Origin of the sequence: Streptomyces aculeolatus (assembly GCF_020400605.1) — a bacterium.
In the GTDB taxonomy this organism is placed as follows: domain Bacteria; phylum Actinomycetota; class Actinomycetes; order Streptomycetales; family Streptomycetaceae; genus Streptomyces; species Streptomyces aculeolatus.
The window spans coordinates 683,912-701,945 of sequence record NZ_JAINRD010000001.1; the positions used below are offsets into that span (position 1 = coordinate 683,912).

The 18,034-nt window shown below is 72.3% G+C and carries 16 protein-coding genes; 9 read left to right on the plus strand and 7 right to left on the minus strand.

The window, feature by feature from the left end; all coding sequences use genetic code 11:
- The first annotated feature begins 91 nt into the window (after positions 1-91).
- The 6 genes from LG396_RS02940 (at position 92) to LG396_RS02965 (ending at position 9,095) form a co-directional block, all read left to right on the plus strand.
- The gene (locus LG396_RS02940; protein WP_225793443.1) at positions 92-1,579 is read left to right on the plus strand and encodes a sugar ABC transporter ATP-binding protein; all 1,488 of its coding nucleotides are present in this window, start codon (positions 92-94) and stop codon (positions 1,577-1,579) included.
- Complete coding sequence (locus tag LG396_RS02945; RefSeq protein ID WP_018835949.1) at positions 1,576-2,628, plus strand: ABC transporter permease; 1,053 nt, start codon at positions 1,576-1,578, stop codon at positions 2,626-2,628. The genes LG396_RS02940 and LG396_RS02945 overlap by 4 nt, the downstream gene beginning before the upstream one ends.
- The gene (locus LG396_RS02950; protein ID WP_225793444.1) at positions 2,625-3,665 is read left to right on the plus strand and encodes an ABC transporter permease; all 1,041 of its coding nucleotides are present in this window, start codon (positions 2,625-2,627) and stop codon (positions 3,663-3,665) included. The genes LG396_RS02945 and LG396_RS02950 overlap by 4 nt, the downstream gene beginning before the upstream one ends.
- Entirely contained in the window at positions 3,662-4,909 is a 1,248-nt protein-coding gene (locus tag LG396_RS02955; protein ID WP_225793445.1) for a substrate-binding domain-containing protein, read from the plus strand. The genes LG396_RS02950 and LG396_RS02955 overlap by 4 nt, the downstream gene beginning before the upstream one ends.
- Entirely contained in the window at positions 4,909-5,778 is an 870-nt protein-coding gene (locus LG396_RS02960) for a sugar phosphate isomerase/epimerase family protein (RefSeq protein ID WP_199850184.1), read from the plus strand. The genes LG396_RS02955 and LG396_RS02960 overlap by 1 nt, the downstream gene beginning before the upstream one ends.
- A gap of 245 nt (positions 5,779-6,023) precedes the next feature.
- Entirely contained in the window at positions 6,024-9,095 is a 3,072-nt protein-coding gene (locus tag LG396_RS02965) for a ThuA domain-containing protein (protein ID WP_372483238.1), read from the plus strand.
- A gap of 73 nt (positions 9,096-9,168) precedes the next feature.
- Here LG396_RS02965 and LG396_RS39585 read toward each other — a convergent pair whose 3' ends face one another.
- Both LG396_RS39585 and LG396_RS02975 read right to left on the minus strand, forming a co-directional pair.
- Positions 9,169-9,921, minus strand: a complete 753-nt coding sequence (locus tag LG396_RS39585) for a M23 family metallopeptidase (protein WP_225793447.1) — start codon at positions 9,919-9,921, stop codon at positions 9,169-9,171.
- Positions 9,922-9,972: 51 nt separating this feature from the next.
- The gene (locus LG396_RS02975) at positions 9,973-10,386 is read right to left on the minus strand and encodes an organic hydroperoxide resistance protein (protein ID WP_037753723.1); all 414 of its coding nucleotides are present in this window, start codon (positions 10,384-10,386) and stop codon (positions 9,973-9,975) included.
- A 91-nt stretch (positions 10,387-10,477) separates the two neighbouring features.
- Between LG396_RS02975 and LG396_RS02980 the strand changes: the two genes are divergently transcribed.
- The gene (locus LG396_RS02980; protein ID WP_037753724.1) at positions 10,478-11,050 is read left to right on the plus strand and encodes a TetR/AcrR family transcriptional regulator; all 573 of its coding nucleotides are present in this window, start codon (positions 10,478-10,480) and stop codon (positions 11,048-11,050) included.
- A 131-nt stretch (positions 11,051-11,181) separates the two neighbouring features.
- Here the strand turns inward: LG396_RS02980 and LG396_RS02985 are convergent, their stop codons facing one another.
- Positions 11,182-12,618, minus strand: coding sequence for an MFS transporter (locus tag LG396_RS02985; RefSeq protein WP_225793448.1), 1,437 nt, complete (start codon positions 12,616-12,618; stop codon positions 11,182-11,184).
- A 98-nt stretch (positions 12,619-12,716) separates the two neighbouring features.
- On the opposite strand from LG396_RS02985, the gene LG396_RS02990 reads away from it, so the two are divergent.
- Positions 12,717-13,325 (plus strand): TetR/AcrR family transcriptional regulator, encoded by a 609-nt coding sequence (locus LG396_RS02990; RefSeq protein WP_225793449.1) that lies wholly within the window; start codon positions 12,717-12,719, stop codon positions 13,323-13,325.
- A gap of 7 nt (positions 13,326-13,332) precedes the next feature.
- Here the strand turns inward: LG396_RS02990 and LG396_RS02995 are convergent, their stop codons facing one another.
- Both LG396_RS02995 and LG396_RS03000 read right to left on the minus strand, forming a co-directional pair.
- Entirely contained in the window at positions 13,333-14,220 is an 888-nt protein-coding gene (locus LG396_RS02995) for a phosphatidylinositol-specific phospholipase C/glycerophosphodiester phosphodiesterase family protein (protein WP_225793450.1), read from the minus strand.
- 219 nt (positions 14,221-14,439) lie between these two features.
- On the minus strand, positions 14,440-14,847 hold the full coding sequence (locus LG396_RS03000) for a nitroreductase family deazaflavin-dependent oxidoreductase (protein WP_225793451.1): 408 nt from the start codon (positions 14,845-14,847) through the stop codon (positions 14,440-14,442).
- 132 nt (positions 14,848-14,979) lie between these two features.
- On the opposite strand from LG396_RS03000, the gene LG396_RS03005 reads away from it, so the two are divergent.
- A complete protein-coding gene (locus LG396_RS03005) occupies positions 14,980-15,573 on the plus strand; it encodes a TetR/AcrR family transcriptional regulator (RefSeq protein WP_225793452.1) in 594 nt (197 codons plus the stop codon).
- Between the two features lie 119 nt (positions 15,574-15,692).
- Here LG396_RS03005 and LG396_RS03010 read toward each other — a convergent pair whose 3' ends face one another.
- Positions 15,693-17,363, minus strand: a complete 1,671-nt coding sequence (locus LG396_RS03010; RefSeq protein ID WP_225793453.1) for an acyl-CoA dehydrogenase family protein — start codon at positions 17,361-17,363, stop codon at positions 15,693-15,695.
- Positions 17,347-17,973, minus strand: a complete 627-nt coding sequence (locus tag LG396_RS03015) for a TetR/AcrR family transcriptional regulator (RefSeq protein WP_225793454.1) — start codon at positions 17,971-17,973, stop codon at positions 17,347-17,349. Before LG396_RS03015 ends, LG396_RS03010 begins: the two co-directional genes overlap by 17 nt.
- Positions 17,974-18,034: the final 61 nt, after the last annotated feature.

Sequence of the window (18,034 nt, forward strand, 5' to 3'; positions counted from 1 at the left end):
CGACATTCGGCCAAAGTCTTTGCCAACTCATCAAAGAAAGGCCTTGCTTAGGCTCTTGACAGTCCAAAGAAGCCTGAGGACTCTGCTTTTCATGCTGACGATGCAGGACGTGTCCAAGAGCTTTCTCGGGGTGCGGGTGCTGCACGGGGTGTCGCTCGATCTCGAACCGGGCGAGGTCCACGCCCTGGTGGGGGAGAACGGCGCGGGCAAGTCGACGTTGATGAAAGTGCTGGCCGGGGAGTACGCCCCGGATGAGGGCACGATCACGCTCGACGGCACGGTGCACGCTTTCTCGCACCCCGTTCAGGCCCAGGCCGCCGGGATCGGTCTGATCCATCAGGAGTTCGCGCTCCTGCCGCACCGCACGGTCGCGGAGAACGTGTTCCTCGGCCGTGAGCCGGTCCGTCGCGGGTTCGTCGACCGGCGTGCCATGGAGCGCCGTACCGCCGAGCTCCTCGCCGAGCTGGACGAGACCGGAATCGCCCCCCACACCCTGGTCAAGGACCTGTCGGTGGCCCGCCAGCAGACGGTGGAGATCGTCAAGGCGCTGGCGGCCTCCGATGTCCGTGTGCTTGTCATGGACGAGCCGACCGCACCGCTGGCCGATCACGAGGTCGAACTTCTCTACGCGCTCATCCGCCGTCTCGCCGCCCGCGGGATCGGCATCCTTTACATCAGCCACCGCCTCCGCGAGGTCTTCGACCTCTCCCGCCGCATCACCGTCCTCAAGGACGGCCGGAAGGTCGCCACCCTCACCACTGCGGAGACCACCGCGGACGACGTCGTCCGCGCGATGGTCGGCCGCGAGCTGGGCTCGTACTACCCGCCCCGCGCCGACCCCGCGGAGATCGGCGAGCCGCTGCTGACGACGGCGGGCGCCGGCAACGAACGCCTCGCCGGCATCGACCTCACGCTCAGAGCCGGGGAGGTCACCGGCGTCGCCGGCCTCCAGGGTTCGGGCCGGACTTCCCTGGTACGGGCCCTCTTCGGTGCTGCGCCGTTCACCCGCGGCAGCATGACCGTCGCCGGCCGCCCGCTGCGGCCGGCCGGCCCGCGGCAGGCCATCCGCGGCGGTGTGGCGCTGGTGACCGAGGACCGCAAGGGCGAGGGTCTGGCGCTGCGCCAGTCCGTACGCGACAACGCGCTGCTCGTCACCCGCGCGGTGCACGGCGCGGGTGGGCAGGCGGGTGGCGTCGACGGGCTGCTGGAGCGTGTCAACCTCCGTTCGCGCGGCCACGACCAGGAGGTTCAGTACCTCTCCGGCGGCAACCAGCAGAAGGTGGTCATCGCCAAGTGGCTGGCCGCGGGCCCGCGGGTGCTGCTCTTCGACGAACCGACGCGCGGCGTCGACGTCGGCGCCAAGGCCGCCATTCACACCCTCGTCCGCGAACTCGCCCGTGACGGCATGGCCGTCCTCATCGTCTCCTCGGAGCTGCCCGAGCTGATCGGCATGAGTGACCGGATCGTCGTCATGGCCGACGGCACCTTCGCCGGTGAACTCCCCGCCGGGGCGGGCGAAGAGGACATCATGCGCCTGGCGACGGCCTCCGACGCGACCCCCGAGGGGAGCGCCGCATGACCGCCGTACGCACCGAGGCCCCGGTCTCGGCGGCCCCGCGCCGGCTGCCCGGGGCGGGCCGGCTGAAGGTCACCGACCCTGTCGTCGGCGTCTGGCTGGCCGCCGCCGCGGTCACGCTCATCGGCTGGATCGTCGTCACGATCGACGGCGGCCAGTTCATGACCCAGTCCAACTTCACCGGCATCCTGCAGAACTCCGTCGCACTCGGCCTGGTCGCCGTGGGCCAGTCCGCGGTGATCCTCACCGGGTCGCTGGACCTGTCCGTCGCGTACCTCATCAGCCTGGGCACGCTGGTCGCCGCGGAGACGATGGAGGGCGGCAGCGTCGTCACGGCGGTGCTCGCGGTCCTCGCGCTGTCCGCCGCGGTGGGGCTGGCCAACGGCCTCATCGTCACCGGCCTGAAGGTCAACGCCTTCATCGCCACGCTCGGCATGGCGTTCATCCTCCGCGGCTACATCGAGGACAACTACACCGGCCCGGCGGGCGACGTCCCGGCGTCCTTCCAGCGCCTCGGCTACGACCGCGTCGGCTTCATCCCGGTCTCCGTGTTCCTGCTGATCGCGGTGGCCGCCGTGCTGTGGCTGATCACCAAACGCACCCGCCTGGGCCACCACATGTACGCCACCGGCGGCGACGAGCACGCCGCGCGCCTGTCCGGCGTACGGACCAGGCGCACGGTGATCTACGCGCACGTGCTGTGCGCCCTGTGCGTCGGCGCCGCCGCCCTCTTCCTGGCCTCCCGGCTCGGCGCGGGCGCGCCGTGGGCGGGGACCGAGGCGCGTTACGACCTGGACTCCATCGCCGCCGTCGTACTCGGCGGCACCGCGCTGGCCGGCGGCCGCGGCGGGGTGGCGGGCACGCTCGGCGGGGTGCTGCTGCTGTCCGTGCTGGACAGCATCTTCAACCAGCTCTCGGTCGATCCGTTCTTCAAGAACGTCGTCCGCGGCGTCGTCATCATCGCCGCCGTCGCCCTCTACGCGAGGCCGTTCCGCCGCCGGGCCAAGGAGCGCGACGAGGCGCGGGCCAAGGAGAAGGGAGCGGTCGCATGACGACGACCACCCCGCCCACCACCACCGCGGGCCCGGCGAGCGTCGTCGGCGCCCTCGGCCGCCGCCTGGGCACCGGTGCCCCCGTCTACGTCCTCCTCGCCGTGCTGCTCGCAGCTCTGGCGATCACCGATCCCGGGTTCTACGAGCCCGACTCCTTCCTCGCCTTCATCAAGCGCGCCGCCCCGCTGGTGATCCTCGCCGCCGGGCAGTACATGGTGATCGTCTCCGGTGGCTTCGACCTCTCCGTCGGCGCCGTCGTCACCGCGGGGGTCGTCGCCGGGGCGGAGTTCTACGGTTCGTACCCCGACGCGCCCTGGCTGCTGGTGACCGCCGGGCTGCTGCTCGCGGGTGCGATCGTCGGGCTGGTCAACGGGTTGATCACTACCGTGCTGCTGGTGCCGTCGTTCATCACCACCCTCGGCATGATGCTGATCCTCGAAGGTGCCGTCTTCTACTGGACCGGCGGCTCCCCGCAGGGCGTGCTGCCCGAGTCCTTCCGCAACTTCGGCCGCGGCGAGGCCGGGGGCTGGCTGCCGTGGGCGGTCCTCGCGGTCCTCGCGGTGGGCGCGCTCGCCTGGTGGCTGATGCGCGCCGACTTCGGCCGTACGCTCCTGGCCACCGGCGACAACGAGCGCGCCGCCGCGCTCGCGGGCGTGCGCGTGCCGCGCGTGCGCACCCTCGCGTTCGTCCTGTCCGGCACCGCCGCGGCGCTGGCCGCGGTGCTGGTCGCCGGGTTCTCCGGCGTCTCGGCGCAGGCCGGGCGGGGGCTGGAGTTCGAGGCCATCACCGCCGTGGTGCTCGGCGGGGTCATCCTCGGCGGCGGCCGCGGCTCGGTCGTCGCCGCCATGGCCGGGGCGTTCTCCCTCCAGGCGCTGTTCACCCTCCTCAACCTGCAAGGCGTCTCCGGCGCACTGGAGTCCACGGTCCAGGGATTCATCGTCATCGCGGCCGTCGGCCTCGGCGCGACGGGTCTCCCGGGGCTCTCCCGCCTGCGCCGCCGCCGTTCACAACCCTCGGAAGGGAAGTCCTCCTCATGAGCCGTACGCGCCGCACGACCCGCCCCGGCGCAAGAAGCCGCCGACTGGCCGCCCCGGCGGCCGCGCTGCTGGCCGCCGCTCTGCTCGCCTCCTGTTCCTCCGACGCGCCGAAGGACGACCTGGCCGACGACCCCGCCGCCTCCGAGCAGGCCCAGGACGGTGACGAGCAGTCGGAGTTCTTCGACCAGGCCGACTACGACCGGCAGTTGGAGCTGACGAAGGCGACGCCCGAGGGCCCGGAGGGCAAGCCCTGGGAGCAGATGCTCGATCCGGCCTCCGGCGGCATGGTCGACACCTCCGAGTACGCCATGAAGGGCGGCGTCGAGGGGGCGAAGCTGTGCTTCTCCAACGCCGGGGTCTTCAACCCCTGGCGGCAGGTCGGCCTGAAGACCATGAAGGCGGAGGTCGCGCAGCACGACGAGATCGCCGACTTCACCGTCCTGGACGCGCAGGGCAAGGACGACAAGCAGATCTCCGACATCCAGGAGCTGTCCGGCCAGGACTGCGACGCGCTGATCGTCTCGCCGAACACCACCGCCACCCTCACCCCGGCGGTCGAGGAGGCGTGCGGGAAGATCCCGGTGATCGTCTTCGACCGCGGGGTGGAGACCGACTGCGCGGTCACGTTCATCAGCCCGATCGGCGGCTACGCCTACGGTGCCGCCGCCGCGGACTTCCTCGTCGACGAGGTCGACAAGGGCGGCAAGATCGTCGCCCTGCGCATCTCCCCCGGCGTGGACGTGCTGGAGACCCGCTGGTCGGCCGCCGAGATCGCGTTCGAGAAGGCCGGACTCGACGTGGTCGAGGTGAAGTTCACCGACGGCGACCCGTCCAAGGCCAAGTCGATCGTGTCCGACGCCATCGCCCGCCACGGCCAGATCGACGGCGTGTGGATGGACTCCGGCGCCACCTCCGTCGCCGCCGTCGAGGCGTTCGAGGACGCCGGCGAGGACATCCCGCCGATCACCGGCGAGGACCAGCAGGACTTCCTCCAGGCGTGGAAGGACAAGGACCTCACGGCCATCGCGCCGGCGTACCCGACCTTCCAGTGGCGCACGCCCGTCATCGCCGCGCTGAAGATCCTGGCCGGCGAGGAGGTCCCGAAGGAGTGGACGCTGCCGCAGCCCGTCGTCACCGAGGACAACTTCGACGACTACTACAAGGAGGGCATGCCCCCGCTGCACTACGGCGCCTGCGGCTGCGAGGACCTGCCCGGCTACCCCGGCGACTGGGGCGGTGAGTAATGCCCGCGGGAAGACGGCCGATCGGCGCCAACCCGTGGATCTGGCACTCTCCGATCACCGAACGCGCCCTGGAGGCAGTGCTGCCCCGGCTGGCCGGCTGGGGGTTCGACTGCGTCGAACTGCCGCTGGAGCAGGCCGGTGACTGGCAGCCCGCCGCCGCCGCGAAGCTCCTCGGCGACAACGGGCTCGCCCCCGCCGCCGTCGTCGCCGTGATGCCGCCGGAGCGCGGTCTCGTACGGGCCGAGCCGCTGGCGGTCCGTACGACGCAGGACTACCTGCGCCGCTGCGTCGACGCCGCACGCGAGATCGGCGCGCCCGTGGTCGCCGGCCCCATGTACGCGGCGGTGGGCCGGACCTGGCGCATGGACGCCGACGAGCGGGCGGCGGCGTACGCGGAGTGGCGCGACAACATCGCGCCCGTCGTCGACCACGCCGCCTCCGCCGGAGTGCTGCTCGCCGTCGAGCCGCTCAACCGGTACGAGACCAGCCTGCTCAACACCGTCGCGCAGACCGTGACGGCGCTGGACGGGCTGCCCGGCGAGACCATCGGGGTCGCCCTCGACACGTACCACCAGAACATCGAGGAACGCTCCCTGCCGGGCGCCGTGCGCGCCGCGGCGGGCCGGATCGCGCACGTCCAGGTCTGCGCCAACGACCGCGGTGCCCCGGGCGCCGACCACCTCGACTGGCCCGGCTTCCTCCGCGCCCTGGACGAGGCCGGCTACCGCGGTCCGCTGTGCATCGAGTCCTTCACCGCGCACAACGCCACCATCGCCGTCGCGGCGTCGGTGTGGCGGGCACTGGCGCCGAGCCAGGACGCCATCGCGGTGGACGGACTCGCCTTCCTGCGGCGCGCGTTACCCGGCTGACGTACCCGACGCACCCGTACGCACCCTGACCGCGTACGCACCCGGCGCACCACCCACAGAACGCCGCCGGGCCCGGAGATCCGCGACCCCGATCCGGGCCCGGCGGACCAGCCCTGCGCGCGTACCCCCAGCCCGCGCGGGCTGCGCCCATGCCCCCTCTCACCGACCGGTACGCCCAACACATCCCGCACACCGAAGGAGAGGACCGACTCATGAGCTGTCATGCTCGTGACATAGGCAGGTCGATGGTCACCTTGCTGGCCGCCGTCCTGCTCGCACTCACAGCACTGCCGTCGTCCGCGGCGGAGAAGGCGCCGGCCTTCAAGGCGCTGCTGTTCACCAAGGCCGTGGGCTACGTCCACGGCTCCATCCCGGCAGGCATCGAGATGGTCAAGGAGGAGGCGGAGGAGAACGGGTTCGAGGTCGACCAGACCGACGACTCGACCGTCTTCAACGACGCCGCCCTCGCCGAGTACGACGTGATCATCATGCTGCAGAACTCCGGCATGGTCTGGGACACGGACGAGCAGCGCGCCGCCATGCAGACGTACGTGCAGAACGGCGGCGGCGTCGCGGCCATCCACAACACGCTCGACATGGGGATCGAGAACGAGTTCCCGTGGTGGGACGAGCTGATCAACGGCGGCGCCCACATGCCGAGCCACTCGCCCGGCGTCCTCCAGGGCACCGCGAAGGTCGCCGACAAGACGCACCCCTCGACCAAGGGCCTGCCCGAGCGCTGGGAGCGCCCCGAGGAGTGGTACAACTTCGACGTCAACCCCCGCGGTGACGTGCACGTCCTGGTCACCGCCGACGAGTCGACGTACAACCCCGGTGGCGACGCCATGGGCGCCGACCACCCGATCTCCTGGTGCCGCAACGCCGAGGGCGGCAAGGTCTGGGCCACCGCCATGGGCCACGACACCCCCGCGTACAGCGAGGCCGAGTTCCGCGACCACGTCATCGGCGGCGTGAAGTGGGCCGCCGGCGCCGAGGCCGGCGACTGCGGCGGCACGGTCTGGAACGGCTACGAGAAGGTCACCCTCGACGACGACACCGCCGACCCGATGGAGCTGGACGTGGCCAAGGACGGCCGCGTCTACTACGTCCAGCGCGCCGGCGAGGTCCAGGTCTTCGACCCCGAGACCCACCAGACCACCACCGCGGGCAAGCTCGACGTCTACACCGGCGGCGAGGACGGCCTGGTCGGCATGGAGCTGGATCCGAACTTCGCCAAGAACGGCTGGATCTACCTCTACTACGCCCCGGCCGGCAGCGCCGAGGACGTGAACAGGCTGTCGCGCTTCACGCTCAAGGACGGCAAGCTCGACACCGCCAGCGAGAAGAAGCTGCTCGACGTGCCCGCGTACCGGGACCGCACCTTCCCCGAGCCCGGCCACACCGGCGGCGCGGTCGAGTTCGGCCCCGACGGCACGCTGTACCTGGGCACCGGCGACGACGTGCCGCCGAACCTCAGCCCCGACTGGCAGGGCTACTCGCCGATCGACTGGCGCGAGGGCGAGGAGATGCTGGACGCCGCGAGGACCGCGGGCAACACCAACGACCTGCGGGGCAAGATCCTGCGGATCAAGCCCACCAAGGGCGGCACGTACACGATCCCCAAGGGCAACATGTTCGCCCAGGGCACGGACAAGACCCGGCCCGAGATCTACGCGATGGGCTTCCGCAACCCGTTCCGCTTCACCGTCGACCAGGAGACCGGCTACGTCCACGCGGCCGACTACGGCCCCGACCGCGGGCTGCCGACGACGGACCGCGGCCCGGAGGGCATGGTCGAGTACAACGTCATCAAGAAGCCCGGCAACTTCGGCTGGCCCTTCTGCCACGGTGACAACCAGCCCTACGCCCCGTACAACCCGGACACCGGCGAGATCGGCGCGAAGTTCGACTGCGACAACCTGACCAACCCCTCGCCGAACAACACCGGCCTCACCGAGCTGCCCCCGGTCCAGAAGCCCGACATCTGGTACGGCTACGGCCCCTCCGAGGCCTTCCCCGAGATGGGCGAGGGCGGCTCGGGCCCGATGGGCGGCCCGGTCTACAACTACGACGCGGACAACCCCTCGGAGACGAAGTTCCCCGAGTACTTCGACGGCGTCAGCTTCCTCTACGAGTGGACCCGCAACTACGTCAAGGAGGTCCGCTTCGACGCGAACGAGGAGGTCCTCAAGATCAACGACTTCCTGTCCTCGGCGAAGTTCAACAAGCCGATGGACATGACGTTCGGTCCTGACGGCTCGCTCTACGTCCTGGAGTGGGGCAGCGCGTTCGGCGGCGGCAACAGCGACTCGGGGCTGTACCGCATCGACTACAGCCAGGGCAAGCGCTCCCCGGTCGCCAAGGCCACCGCCTCGGCGACCAACGGGCCGGTGCCGCTGGCCGTCGACTTCTCCAGCGAGGGTTCCAGCGACGCCGACGGCGACGCGCTGAGCTTCGAGTGGGACTTCGACGGCGACGGCACCTTCGACTCGACCGACGCCGACCCCAGCCACACCTACGACACGGCGGGCGACTTCACCGCCCAGCTCAAGGTCACCGACTCCACCGGCAAGACCGGCTACGCCAACGTCCCCATCACCGCGGGCAACACCGCGCCGAAGGTGACGATCGAGACCCCGGTCGACGGCAAGCTGATCGAGTTCGGCGACCAGGTCCCGTACAAGGTCACCGTGACCGACCCGGAGGACGGCGAGATCGACTGCTCCAAGGTCTTCGTCAACCCGGCCCTCGGGCACGACGACCACGAGCACTCGACGAGCGACCTGCCGGGCTGCGAGGGCACCGTCGACACCGGTGACCTCGGCGGCCACCCGGAGGGCGCGGACCTGACGTACGTCCTCAACGCCCGCTACCAGGACGGCGGCGGCGACGGCGCCGGCTCGCTGACCGGGTACGCCAAGTCGGTGCTCCAGCCCAAGCACAAGCAGGCCGAGTACTACGACGACCAGTCCGGCACCCGGATCGTCAGCCAGGCCGGGGCCGAGAACGGCAAGCGCATCGGCGACGTCTCCGACGGCGACTGGGTCGCCTTCGAACCGATGTCCGTCGAGGGCATGAGCCAGGTCTCGTACAAGCTGTCGTCCCCGTACGGCGTGGGCGCGATCGAACTGCGCGCCGACTCCCCGGACGGGCAGCTGCTGGCGACGACGCCGGTGCCGAACACCGGGGACTGGGACACCTACCAGGCCACGGAGGCGGTGCCGGTCGAGGCCCTGGCGGGCTCGCACAAGCTGTACCTGAAGTTCACGTCACCGCAGAACAACTCGTTCGACGTCGACTCGGTGACGTTCGGCTAGCGCGCAGGAGGTGAACGGACGGCGGCGCCCCGGGCCCGGAGGCCCGGGGCGCCGCTGTGCCCGCGTGTCCCGCTCACAGGATGATGCCGTGCTCCGCGAGGTACTCGACGGGGTCGATGTCGGTGCCGTAGTCGGTGCCCGTGCGGACCTCGAAGTGCAGGTGGGGCCCGGTGGAGTTGCCGGTGTTGCCGGAGTCGCCGATCCGGGTGCCGCCCTCGACGCGGTCGCCGGCGGCGACGTCCGTGCGGTCGAGGTGGGCGTAGAGGACGTACCGGCCGTCGGCCATGCGGACCAGGAGGTGGTTGCCGTAGTCGCCCTCGGTGGAGGTGCTGTGCACCTCGCCGGGGCCGACGGAGTACACCGGGGTGCCGGTGGGGACGGCGAGGTCGACGCCGGTGTGGTAGCCGGCGATCCAGCCGTCGCCGGGGATGCCGTAGCGCGCGGAGATCTCGTACTCGGCGCTGACCGGGGCGACCCAGCCGGGCTCGGGCACGACGAGGAACTGGCCGGGGCGCAGCAGGTTCGGGTCGGCGCCGATCACGGACCTGTTCGCCTCGTACAGCCGCTGCAGCGGCACTCCCATCCGGCGGGCGATGGAGTAGAGGGTGTCGCCCTTGTCCACGCGGTACCCGGGCGGTTCCGGTCCCGCTGGGGCCTCGCCGGCGGCGTGCGGCGCGTACGCGGACGGCGGGCCGGTCGCGGTGGCGGATGCCGCGCCCGCGGCGCCGGCCGTGCTCGCTCCGGTGAGGACCGCGAGCACGGCGGCGAGGGCAACGGCGACGGCGGTGCGCCGCTTTCGTGGGGGGAGGTGACGTCTCGTTGACACGGCGTCACGCTAGGTGCGCGCCCCACCCCTTTCGGCGACGGCGCGCCGGGGTCACTCCACGACGAGTCGTACCGGAATGTTCCCGCGGGTGGCGTTCGAGTACGGGCACACCTGGTGGGTGGCGTCCAGCAGCTTCTGTCCCTCCTCGGCCGGGATGGCGTCGGGCATCTCCACCCGCAGGGTCACCTCCAGCCCGTAGCCGCCCGCGTCGTTGGGGCCGATGCCGACCTCTGCTGTGGTCGAGACGTCGGAGACGTCGAGGCCCATGCCCTTGGCGACGACGCCCATGGCGCTGGTGAAGCAGGCGGCGTAGCCGACGGCGAAGAGCTGCTCGGGGTTGGTGCCGTCGCCGCTCCCGCCCAGCTCGGCCGGCGGGGCGAGCTTGACGTCGAGCTTGCCGTCGGAGGTGGCGCCGCGGCCGTCGCGGCCGTTGGCGGTGGCGACCGCGGTGTACAGAACGCTCATGGGGAGGTGCCTCTCCGGAAGTCGGTAGCGAACAGACAGTTCTGTCTGGTTCCGGCTCAGATTAGACAGATCTGTCTGGTACGGTCAAGGCGTGTCCGCCCCCGTGAAGTCTTCCGCCCGCAGCCGCGTCCTCGACGCCGCGACGCGGCTCTTCTACGCCGACGGCGTGCACACGGTGGGCGTCGACCGGATCATCGCCGAGGCGGGCGTGGCGAAGGCGACCTTCTACCACCACTTCCGTACCAAGGACGACCTGGTCGCGGCGTACCTGACCGACCAGTGCACGCGGCAGCAGCAGGCGGCCGCGGCTCTCGCCGGCGGCCCGCCGCGGGCCACGGTGCTCGCGGTCTACGACCACATCGCCGAGGCCGGCGCGGGGCCCGGGTTCCGCGGCTGCCCCTTCATCAACGCCGCCGCCGAGTACCCCGACCCGGCCCACCCGGTGCGCCGCGCGGTGGGGGAGTACCGCCGGTGGTTCCGCGGGCTGATGCGGGACCTGCTCGCCGCGGACGGGCACCCGGACCCGGCGCGCACGGCGGACATCCTGCTGGTGCTGCGCGACGGGCTCGTGGTCGGCAACGACCTGGACGACGCGGGGGAGCTGCGGAAGCTGACGCGCGAGGCGGTGGAGCGGGTGCTGACGCCGCGGGGCGCGGCGGCGTAGCGGCGCGGGGAGCGGCCCGCCGCCGGGCAACCGGCACGTCTCCGCCCCGTTGCTCCGTACCGTGCTCCGCCCGAACGGCGAGCCGCCGGGTGCTCCGCCTGCACGGACCGGACGGTGCGGCTGTACGCAGCTCATCGGCCGGCCGGCGGCTTCTGCCGGCGTCCCAGCAGCGCCCCCGCGGCCAGTGCACCGGCGAGGACGAGTGCGGCGTTGACCCCGACCGCGGTCCTGACCCCGTCGAGCACGGCCTGCGGGCCGTCGCCGCCGGCGGCGGCGATCCGGGCGGTGGCGATGGCGCTCATCACCGGGATGCCCATCGTGATGCCGACCTGCTGGGTCATCGTCGCGAGCCCCGTGGCCAGGCCCTGTTCCGAGTCGGGCAGCCCGGAGGTGGCGGTGACCATGAACCCGACGATCATCAGCATGTTGCCGACGCCGCCGGCGAACGTCGCCGCGAGCAGCAGCCAGATCCACTCGCCCGAGGTGCCGAGCGCGAGCAGCGCCGTGGTGGCGACGGCCTGGGCCGCGCCGCCGTAGACGATCGCCGCGCGGCTGCCGACGCGGCCGACGACCCGCCCGCCGAGGGTGCCGCCGAGGACGGTGCCCAGGCCCAGGACGCCGAAGGCCAGGCCGGTGGCGAGCGGGGTGTAGCCGAGTACTTCTTGCAGGTAGAGGGTGAGCAGGAAGACGAGGGAGGTCTCGGTGAGGAAGGCGACGAGCCCGGCGGCGTTGCCCCACACGACGGTGGGCCGCCGGAGGATGCGTACCGGCACCAGCGGCTTCTCGGCCCGCTTCTCCACGAACCAGAACCCGGTGAGCAGCACGGTGCCCGCGCCGAGCGCGGCGAGGGTGAGCGGCTCGGTCCAGCCGGCCTCGCCGGCGTGGGTGAGCCCGTAGACGACGGCGAGCAGCCCGCCGGTGACGGTGACCGCGCCCGGGAGGTCGAGCCGGGGCCGGCCGGCGGGGCGGGAGTCGGTGAGGACGGCGGGGGCGACGGCGAGGATCGCGGCGGTCACGGGCACGTTGACGAGGAACGCCCAGCGCCAGGAGAGCAGGTCGGTGAGGAGCCCGCCGAGTATCGCGCCCGCGGTGAACCCGGCGGACATCAGCGCCCCGTTGAGCCCGAGCGCCCGCTGTCGCAGCGGCCCCTCCGGGAAGGCGGTGGTGAGCAGGGACAGCCCGGCGGGGACGACGGCGGCGGTGGCCAGGCCCTGGAGCACGCGGGCGACGAGCAGCATCCCGGGGGAGGTGGCGAGGCCGCCGAGCACGGAGGACAGGCCGAGCAGGGCCATGCCGCCGAGGAAGATCCGCTTGCGGCCGAAGAGGTCGGCGATGCGCCCGAAGAGGAGGGTGAAGCCGGCGGCGGCGAGCGCGAAGGCGGTGGCGATCCACTGCAGCCGGGCGAGGGGGAAGCCGAGCCCCGCGCCGATGACGGGGAGGGCGACGTTCAGGATGGAGAAGTCCACCGCGACCATGAACTGCGCGCCGAGGAGGAGGGTGAGGACGAGTTTCTGGGAGCCGGTCATGCGCGTGGCGGGCGCCGTGGCGGCTCTGTCGAGGACGGACATGGAGGTTCCCTTCGACCGAGCTAACGGGACTTGTGTTCCGTTAAGCTGGAGTCGAAGGTAGCAGAGAATGGGGCACTAATGAAACTGGAGACCCGTTAATGAGTTCCGAGTCCGATCCCGGCACCCTCAGGCCCGGCGGCCGCACCGCACGGGTCCGGGCGGCGGTCCTGACGGCCGCGGGCGACGTCCTGGCGGAACAGGGCTTCGCCCACCTCGACCTCGCCGACGTCGCCCGCCGCGCCGAGGTCGGCAAGACCACCGTCTACCGCCGCTGGGGCTCGGCCACCGGGCTCGTCGCCGACCTGCTCGCGGACATGGCGGAGCAGTCCGTACCGCGCACCGAGACCGGCACCCTCCTCGGCGACCTGCGCGCCAACGCCCGCCTCGTCCTGGGCACCCTGACCGACCCGCGGCAGGGCGCGCTCTTCCGCGCCGTGATCGCGGCGGCCACGTGCGACGAACGCACGGCGGCGGCCCTGCACCGCTTCTACGCGATCCGCATCGCCGAGTGGGCCCCCTGCGTCGAGCAGGCGGTGGCCCGCGGTGAACTCCCCGAGGGCACCGACCCGCACGAGGTCGTCCGCGCCGTCTCCGCCCCCCTCTACTACCGCCTGCTCGCCAGCGGCGACCCCCTCGACACCGCCGCCGCCGACCGCGCCGCCGAGGCGGCGGCGGTGGCGGCGCGGGAGGGGGCGTACGTGGTGTGAGGGCGCGTCAGGCGTCGTGCTTGCGCAGGAACGCTTGCAGGCCCGCCAGGTCGTCGGTGTTGACCCAGTCGACGTTCGCGTCGAGCAGCGTGCGCCATAGGTTGTCGCGCGCCTCGCCCGGGAGGTCGGGCGTGGCCCAGAAGCGGACCGTCTGGCCCTGCTTGTGGGCGGTGTGGACGATGAGGTCCAGCCAGCCGCGCTCGGCCGCCGGCATCGTGCCGGTGCCCTGCCAGGTGAAGCTGGAGTTCCAGTTGCCGCTGATGAGCGGGATGAACGACGCGGGGACACCGGAGTTGATGTCGTCGTGGCGGCCGTCGTAGAAGGCGTACCGGAGCTTCTCGGCCTCCATCGGCGCCCGGGCGCCGCGGTCGCCGGAGATGACGGCGGTCACCGCGCGGCGCCGCACCTTGCCGCCGGTGGCGGAGCTGAAGATCGAGCCGTACCCGCGCAGCACCTCGGACAGCGCGCGGTACGTGGGGTCGCCGGCGGTCTTGAGGTCGATGAGCAGTTGCAGGGTGAGCCGGTGGCCCTTGTAGACGCGGCCGCCGTTGGCCCGGATGCGGCGTGCCAGCGGGTCGAGGTAGAGCCGCTGGAGCGTACGGGCGGGGTCGAGCTGCGACTCGTCGTGGGCGACGAGGAGTTGGCCGTCGACCAGCCAGATGTCCGACTCGACGCTCGCGAAGCCGTGGTCGAGTGCGTCGAGGAGCGGACGCTCGTGCAGGTAGTCGTTGTGCGCGTGCGCCCGCTTCAGGGGCGCGGGCCCGCGGCCCCGCCCGCGGTCGCCGTCGCCGCGGTCGGCGGCCCGGGCGGACGAGGCGAGCCCCCCGGCGAGCCCGCCGCCGGCTATGGCGGCGGACAGCGTGGCGACGGCGCGGCGTCTGGAGTAGGCGGACAAGGGTCCCTCCCCTGGTGCGGCGTGCAGGAATGGACCGAAGTATCGAACGGCCGGGCCGACTTGCACAGGGTGCCTGCGGTGAACGGGAGTTGACCGCGTACGGCAGAGGCGGCCGGGTCCGGCGCGGGCGGGGCAGGCTGTCGGCTTGTGCCGCACCTCCGGGATCGCGTCGCGAATACCGGGGGCATCCGCGTTGCGAGGCCGACATCGTGTAGAGGGTCAGGAGTTCCCGGATCGTCCCACCGGATCCTCGACAGTCGCGAAGGTGGCGTAGTCACGGACGCGTGCCAGCGTCATCACGGCGCGGGCCCAGCGTGGCAGCAGCCGTCGTCCCGGGGTGCCGTGGACGCATTCAGGCCGGGTGAGTTCGTGGCGCCGTCCGCGGCTTACCAGATGTCCGCCGTCGGCCGCGAGCGCGTTCTGGATCCAGTGGACGTCCTTGCCGTATGCCAGGGCGATGACCCAACCGGTGTCAGTGCGGAACGCCTGCACCGGCGTCTGGTACCGCTTGGCGCTGCGGCGGCCGACGTGTTCGATCACGGCCAGTGGCGGCATGCGGCGGGCGAGTGGGATCACAACCGGGTTGACGGCGCGGCTGATCCGGCGGAAGGCGCGTGGCATGGTCATGTCTGGAACTCCTCGTACACGGGTGGTCGGGTTCGTTTCCGGCATGGAAGCCCTCAAATAAGAAACTCTGAGTATCTTAAAGGGTGGCACGGCCGGGCACAATAAGAAACCTGGCGATCCTTAAGGAGTGGGATGACCGAGTCCCCTGCAACCCGGCGCCGCGGTAAGGCGCTTGAGACGGCGATCATGCAGGCGGTGTGGGAGCAGCTCGCCGAAGTCGGCTACGCGGCCATGACCGTCAAGGACGTGGCCGCGCGGGCGCGTACGAGTAAGGCGGTGCTCTACCGCCGGTGGCCGAGCCGCGCAGAACTGGTCTTCGCCGCGATCGTCCACGGGGTGCCGACCCCGGACGACCTTCCCGACACCGGCACCCTCCGGTCGGACACCGCCCAGTTGCTCCAGCAGATCGCCGGCAGATTCGCCACCGTCGACACCGACGTGCTGTGGGGACTGCTGGCCGAGAGCGCCCGCGACCCCGAACTCCTCGGCCTGATCCGCTCCGAACTGCTCAGCGACGTACACCGCGGGCCTACGGCGGTGCTCGTCGACCGCGCCGTCGCCCGCGGCGAGGTCGACCCCTCGCGGCTGACCGAGCGACGGATCGCACTGCCGCTGGATCTTCTGCGCAACGAGATACTCGTACGGGGATCGATCACCCCGGAGGCCATCGCCGAGATCGTCGATGAGGTCTTCCTCCCGCTGGTCCGCCCGAACCCGTCCGGCTGAGGAAGCACCCGGCGCAAGCCGGCTCGGGTATGGGCGGGCGGGGCCGGCGCAGAGTGAGGGCAGGCCGGTGCCGTACGAGCCGGCGGGGGCGCGGTGCGTGCCGTACGAGGCTCTCCGCCTCAGCTCGTTCCGTACGAGCCCCCCGTCGGGCGGGCCCGGGCGAGGATCGCCGCCGTGTCCACCCCCGGCGGGAGCGTGCCGAACGCCAGCCCGCCGCCGTCGCCGTCGGCGCCGAGGCGGCCCGCGCAGAAGGCGTCCGCCACCGCCGCGTCGCCGTGCCGGTGCAGCAGCGCGCCCTGGAGCACCAGCGCCATCGACTCGACCACGCGCCGCGCCCGGTACTCCACCGCCGTCAGGTCGGCCAGTTCCTTGTGCAGCCGCCCGATCGCCGCGTCGAGCCGGGCGTCGGCGCCCGCGGCCGCGTCGACCTCGGCGAAGTACGCCTCCACGGTCTCCGGCCTGCGGGCCATCGCACGCAGCGCGTCGAGCGCGGCGACGTTGCCGGAGCCCTCCCAGATCGACGGCAGCGGCGCCTCCCGGTAGAGCCGCGGCATGCCGGACTCCTCGACGTACCCGTTGCCGCCCAGGCACTCCAGCGCCTCCGCGGCGTGCGCCGGGCCGCGCTTGCACACCCAGTACTTGGTGACCGCGAGCCCGATGCGCCGGAACAGCGCCTCCTGCTCGTCGGCCCCGCCCGTCTCGCCGCGGTCGACGGCGCCCGCCAGGCGCATGCTCGCCACCGTCGCCGCCTCGGCCTCCACGGCGAGGTCGGCGAGCACGTTCGTCATCAGTGGCTGGTCCGCGAGCCGCGAACCGAACGCGCGCCTGTGCCCGGCGTGGTGCAGTGCCTGGACGACGCCGAGGCGCATGCCGCCGGCGGTGGCCAGCGCGCAGTCGAGGCGCGTCATGTTGACCATCTTGATGATGGTCTTCACGCCCGCGCCCTCCTCGCCGACGAGCCGGCCGACGGCGCCCTCGTACTCGATCTCGGCGGAGGCGTTGGAGCGGTTGCCGAGCTTGTCCTTCAGGCGCATGAGGCGGATCGCGTTGCGGGTGCCGTCCGGCAGTACGCGCGGGACGAGGAAGCAGGACAGCCCGCCGGGCGCCTGGGCGAGGGTCAGAAAGACGTCGGACATCGGCGCGGAGGTGAACCACTTGTGCCCGGTCAGCGCGTAGAGCCCGTCGCCGTCGCCGGTCGGTACGGCGCGGGTGGTGTTGGCGCGTACGTCGGAGCCGCCCTGCTTCTCCGTCATCGACATCCCGGCGATGAGGCCGGACTTGGTGGTGGGCGGGCGAAGGCCGAAGTCGTAGTCGGCGGACGTCAGGAGGGGCTCGTACGAGGCGGCGAGACCGGGCGAGGTGCGCAGCGCGGGGACGGCGGCGTACGTCATGGAGACGGGGCACAGGTGGCCGGCGTCGGTCTGGCCCCAGACGAAGAGCTTCGCGGCGCGCGCGACGTGCGCGCCGGGGGTGCGCTCCCGCCAGGGCGCGGCGTGCAGGCCGTGTTCGACGGCGGTACGCATCAGGTCGTGCCAGTGCGGATGGAACTCGACCTCGTCGGTGCGGTGCCCGTAGCGGTCGTGGGTACGCAGCACGGGCGGCTGCTCCTCGACGCAGCGGGCCCACTCCTGGGCCTGCGGCCCGCCGGCGAGGAGCCCCAGCGCGTGGAGGTCGTCCTCGGCCCATCCGGCGCCGTGGGCGCGGAGGGACTCCAGGAGGGCGGGGTAGGCGGCGACGTCGTAGGAGGTGAGGGGCGGGGGCTGGTTGGTGACCTCATGGGTGGTCGGCATGGGGGACTCCCAGGGCTCGCAGGGTGAAGGCGACGAGGTGGTCGGGGGTATGGGCCCCGGGCGTGTAGGAGCCGTCGGCCGCACCGGACAACGGCCCGATGAGCGCCTCCGCACACGCCCCGACGAGCGCGGCGGCGGTCAGCTGCGGGTCCTGCCGGGGCAGCCGCCCGGAGGCGGTGCCCTCGGCGATGCGGTCGGCGAACACGTCGCGGAACGCCCGCCGGAAGACGAGGCGTTCGGCCTCGACGGCGGTGTCGACGGGCTCGGCGAGCAGCGCGTACGCCAGCCGCGGGCGGCGCAGCGCCCGGCGCGCGAACGTCTCCGCGGCGGCGGCGACGCCCGCCACGGGGTCGGCGGGCCGCCGGGCGGCGGCGGACACGGCGTCGACCTCGGCGGTGACGACGCTGCGGAACAGCTCGACGGCGAGCACGGACTTGCTGGGGAAGTGCCGGTAGACGCTGCCGGTGGCGATACGCGCCCGGGCGGCGACGGCGGCGACGGTGCAGCCGGCGTACCCCTCGTCGGCGAGCAGCGCGCGGGCGGCGTCGAGGAGGGCGTCGCGCCGGCCGTCCATCCGCGCCTGGACGGCGGGGGTGCGGCGGTAGGGCATGGGAAGGATTGAAGCAGCGATTCAGGGCTTCAACAAGATGCCGGGGCGGATGTCAGTGGCG

Coding starts and splice junctions, on each gene's coding strand:
- LG396_RS02940 (WP_225793443.1), top strand. CDS start 92: ATGCTGACGATGCAGGACGTGTCCAAGAGCTTTCTCGGGGTGCGGGTG.
- LG396_RS02945 (WP_018835949.1), top strand. CDS start 1,576: ATGACCGCCGTACGCACCGAGGCCCCGGTCTCGGCGGCCCCGCGCCGG.
- LG396_RS02950 (WP_225793444.1), top strand. CDS start 2,625: ATGACGACGACCACCCCGCCCACCACCACCGCGGGCCCGGCGAGCGTC.
- LG396_RS02955 (WP_225793445.1), top strand. CDS start 3,662: ATGAGCCGTACGCGCCGCACGACCCGCCCCGGCGCAAGAAGCCGCCGA.
- LG396_RS02960 (WP_199850184.1), top strand. CDS start 4,909: ATGCCCGCGGGAAGACGGCCGATCGGCGCCAACCCGTGGATCTGGCAC.
- LG396_RS02965 (WP_372483238.1), top strand. CDS start 6,024: ATGGTCACCTTGCTGGCCGCCGTCCTGCTCGCACTCACAGCACTGCCG.
- LG396_RS02975 (WP_037753723.1), bottom strand. CDS start 10,386: ATGAGCGTTCTGTACACCGCGGTCGCCACCGCCAACGGCCGCGACGGC.
- LG396_RS02985 (WP_225793448.1), bottom strand. CDS start 12,618: ATGTCCGTCCTCGACAGAGCCGCCACGGCGCCCGCCACGCGCATGACC.
- LG396_RS02990 (WP_225793449.1), top strand. CDS start 12,717: ATGAGTTCCGAGTCCGATCCCGGCACCCTCAGGCCCGGCGGCCGCACC.
- LG396_RS03000 (WP_225793451.1), bottom strand. CDS start 14,847: ATGACCATGCCACGCGCCTTCCGCCGGATCAGCCGCGCCGTCAACCCG.
- LG396_RS03005 (WP_225793452.1), top strand. CDS start 14,980: ATGACCGAGTCCCCTGCAACCCGGCGCCGCGGTAAGGCGCTTGAGACG.
- LG396_RS03010 (WP_225793453.1), bottom strand. CDS start 17,363: ATGCCGACCACCCATGAGGTCACCAACCAGCCCCCGCCCCTCACCTCC.
- LG396_RS03015 (WP_225793454.1), bottom strand. CDS start 17,973: ATGCCCTACCGCCGCACCCCCGCCGTCCAGGCGCGGATGGACGGCCGG.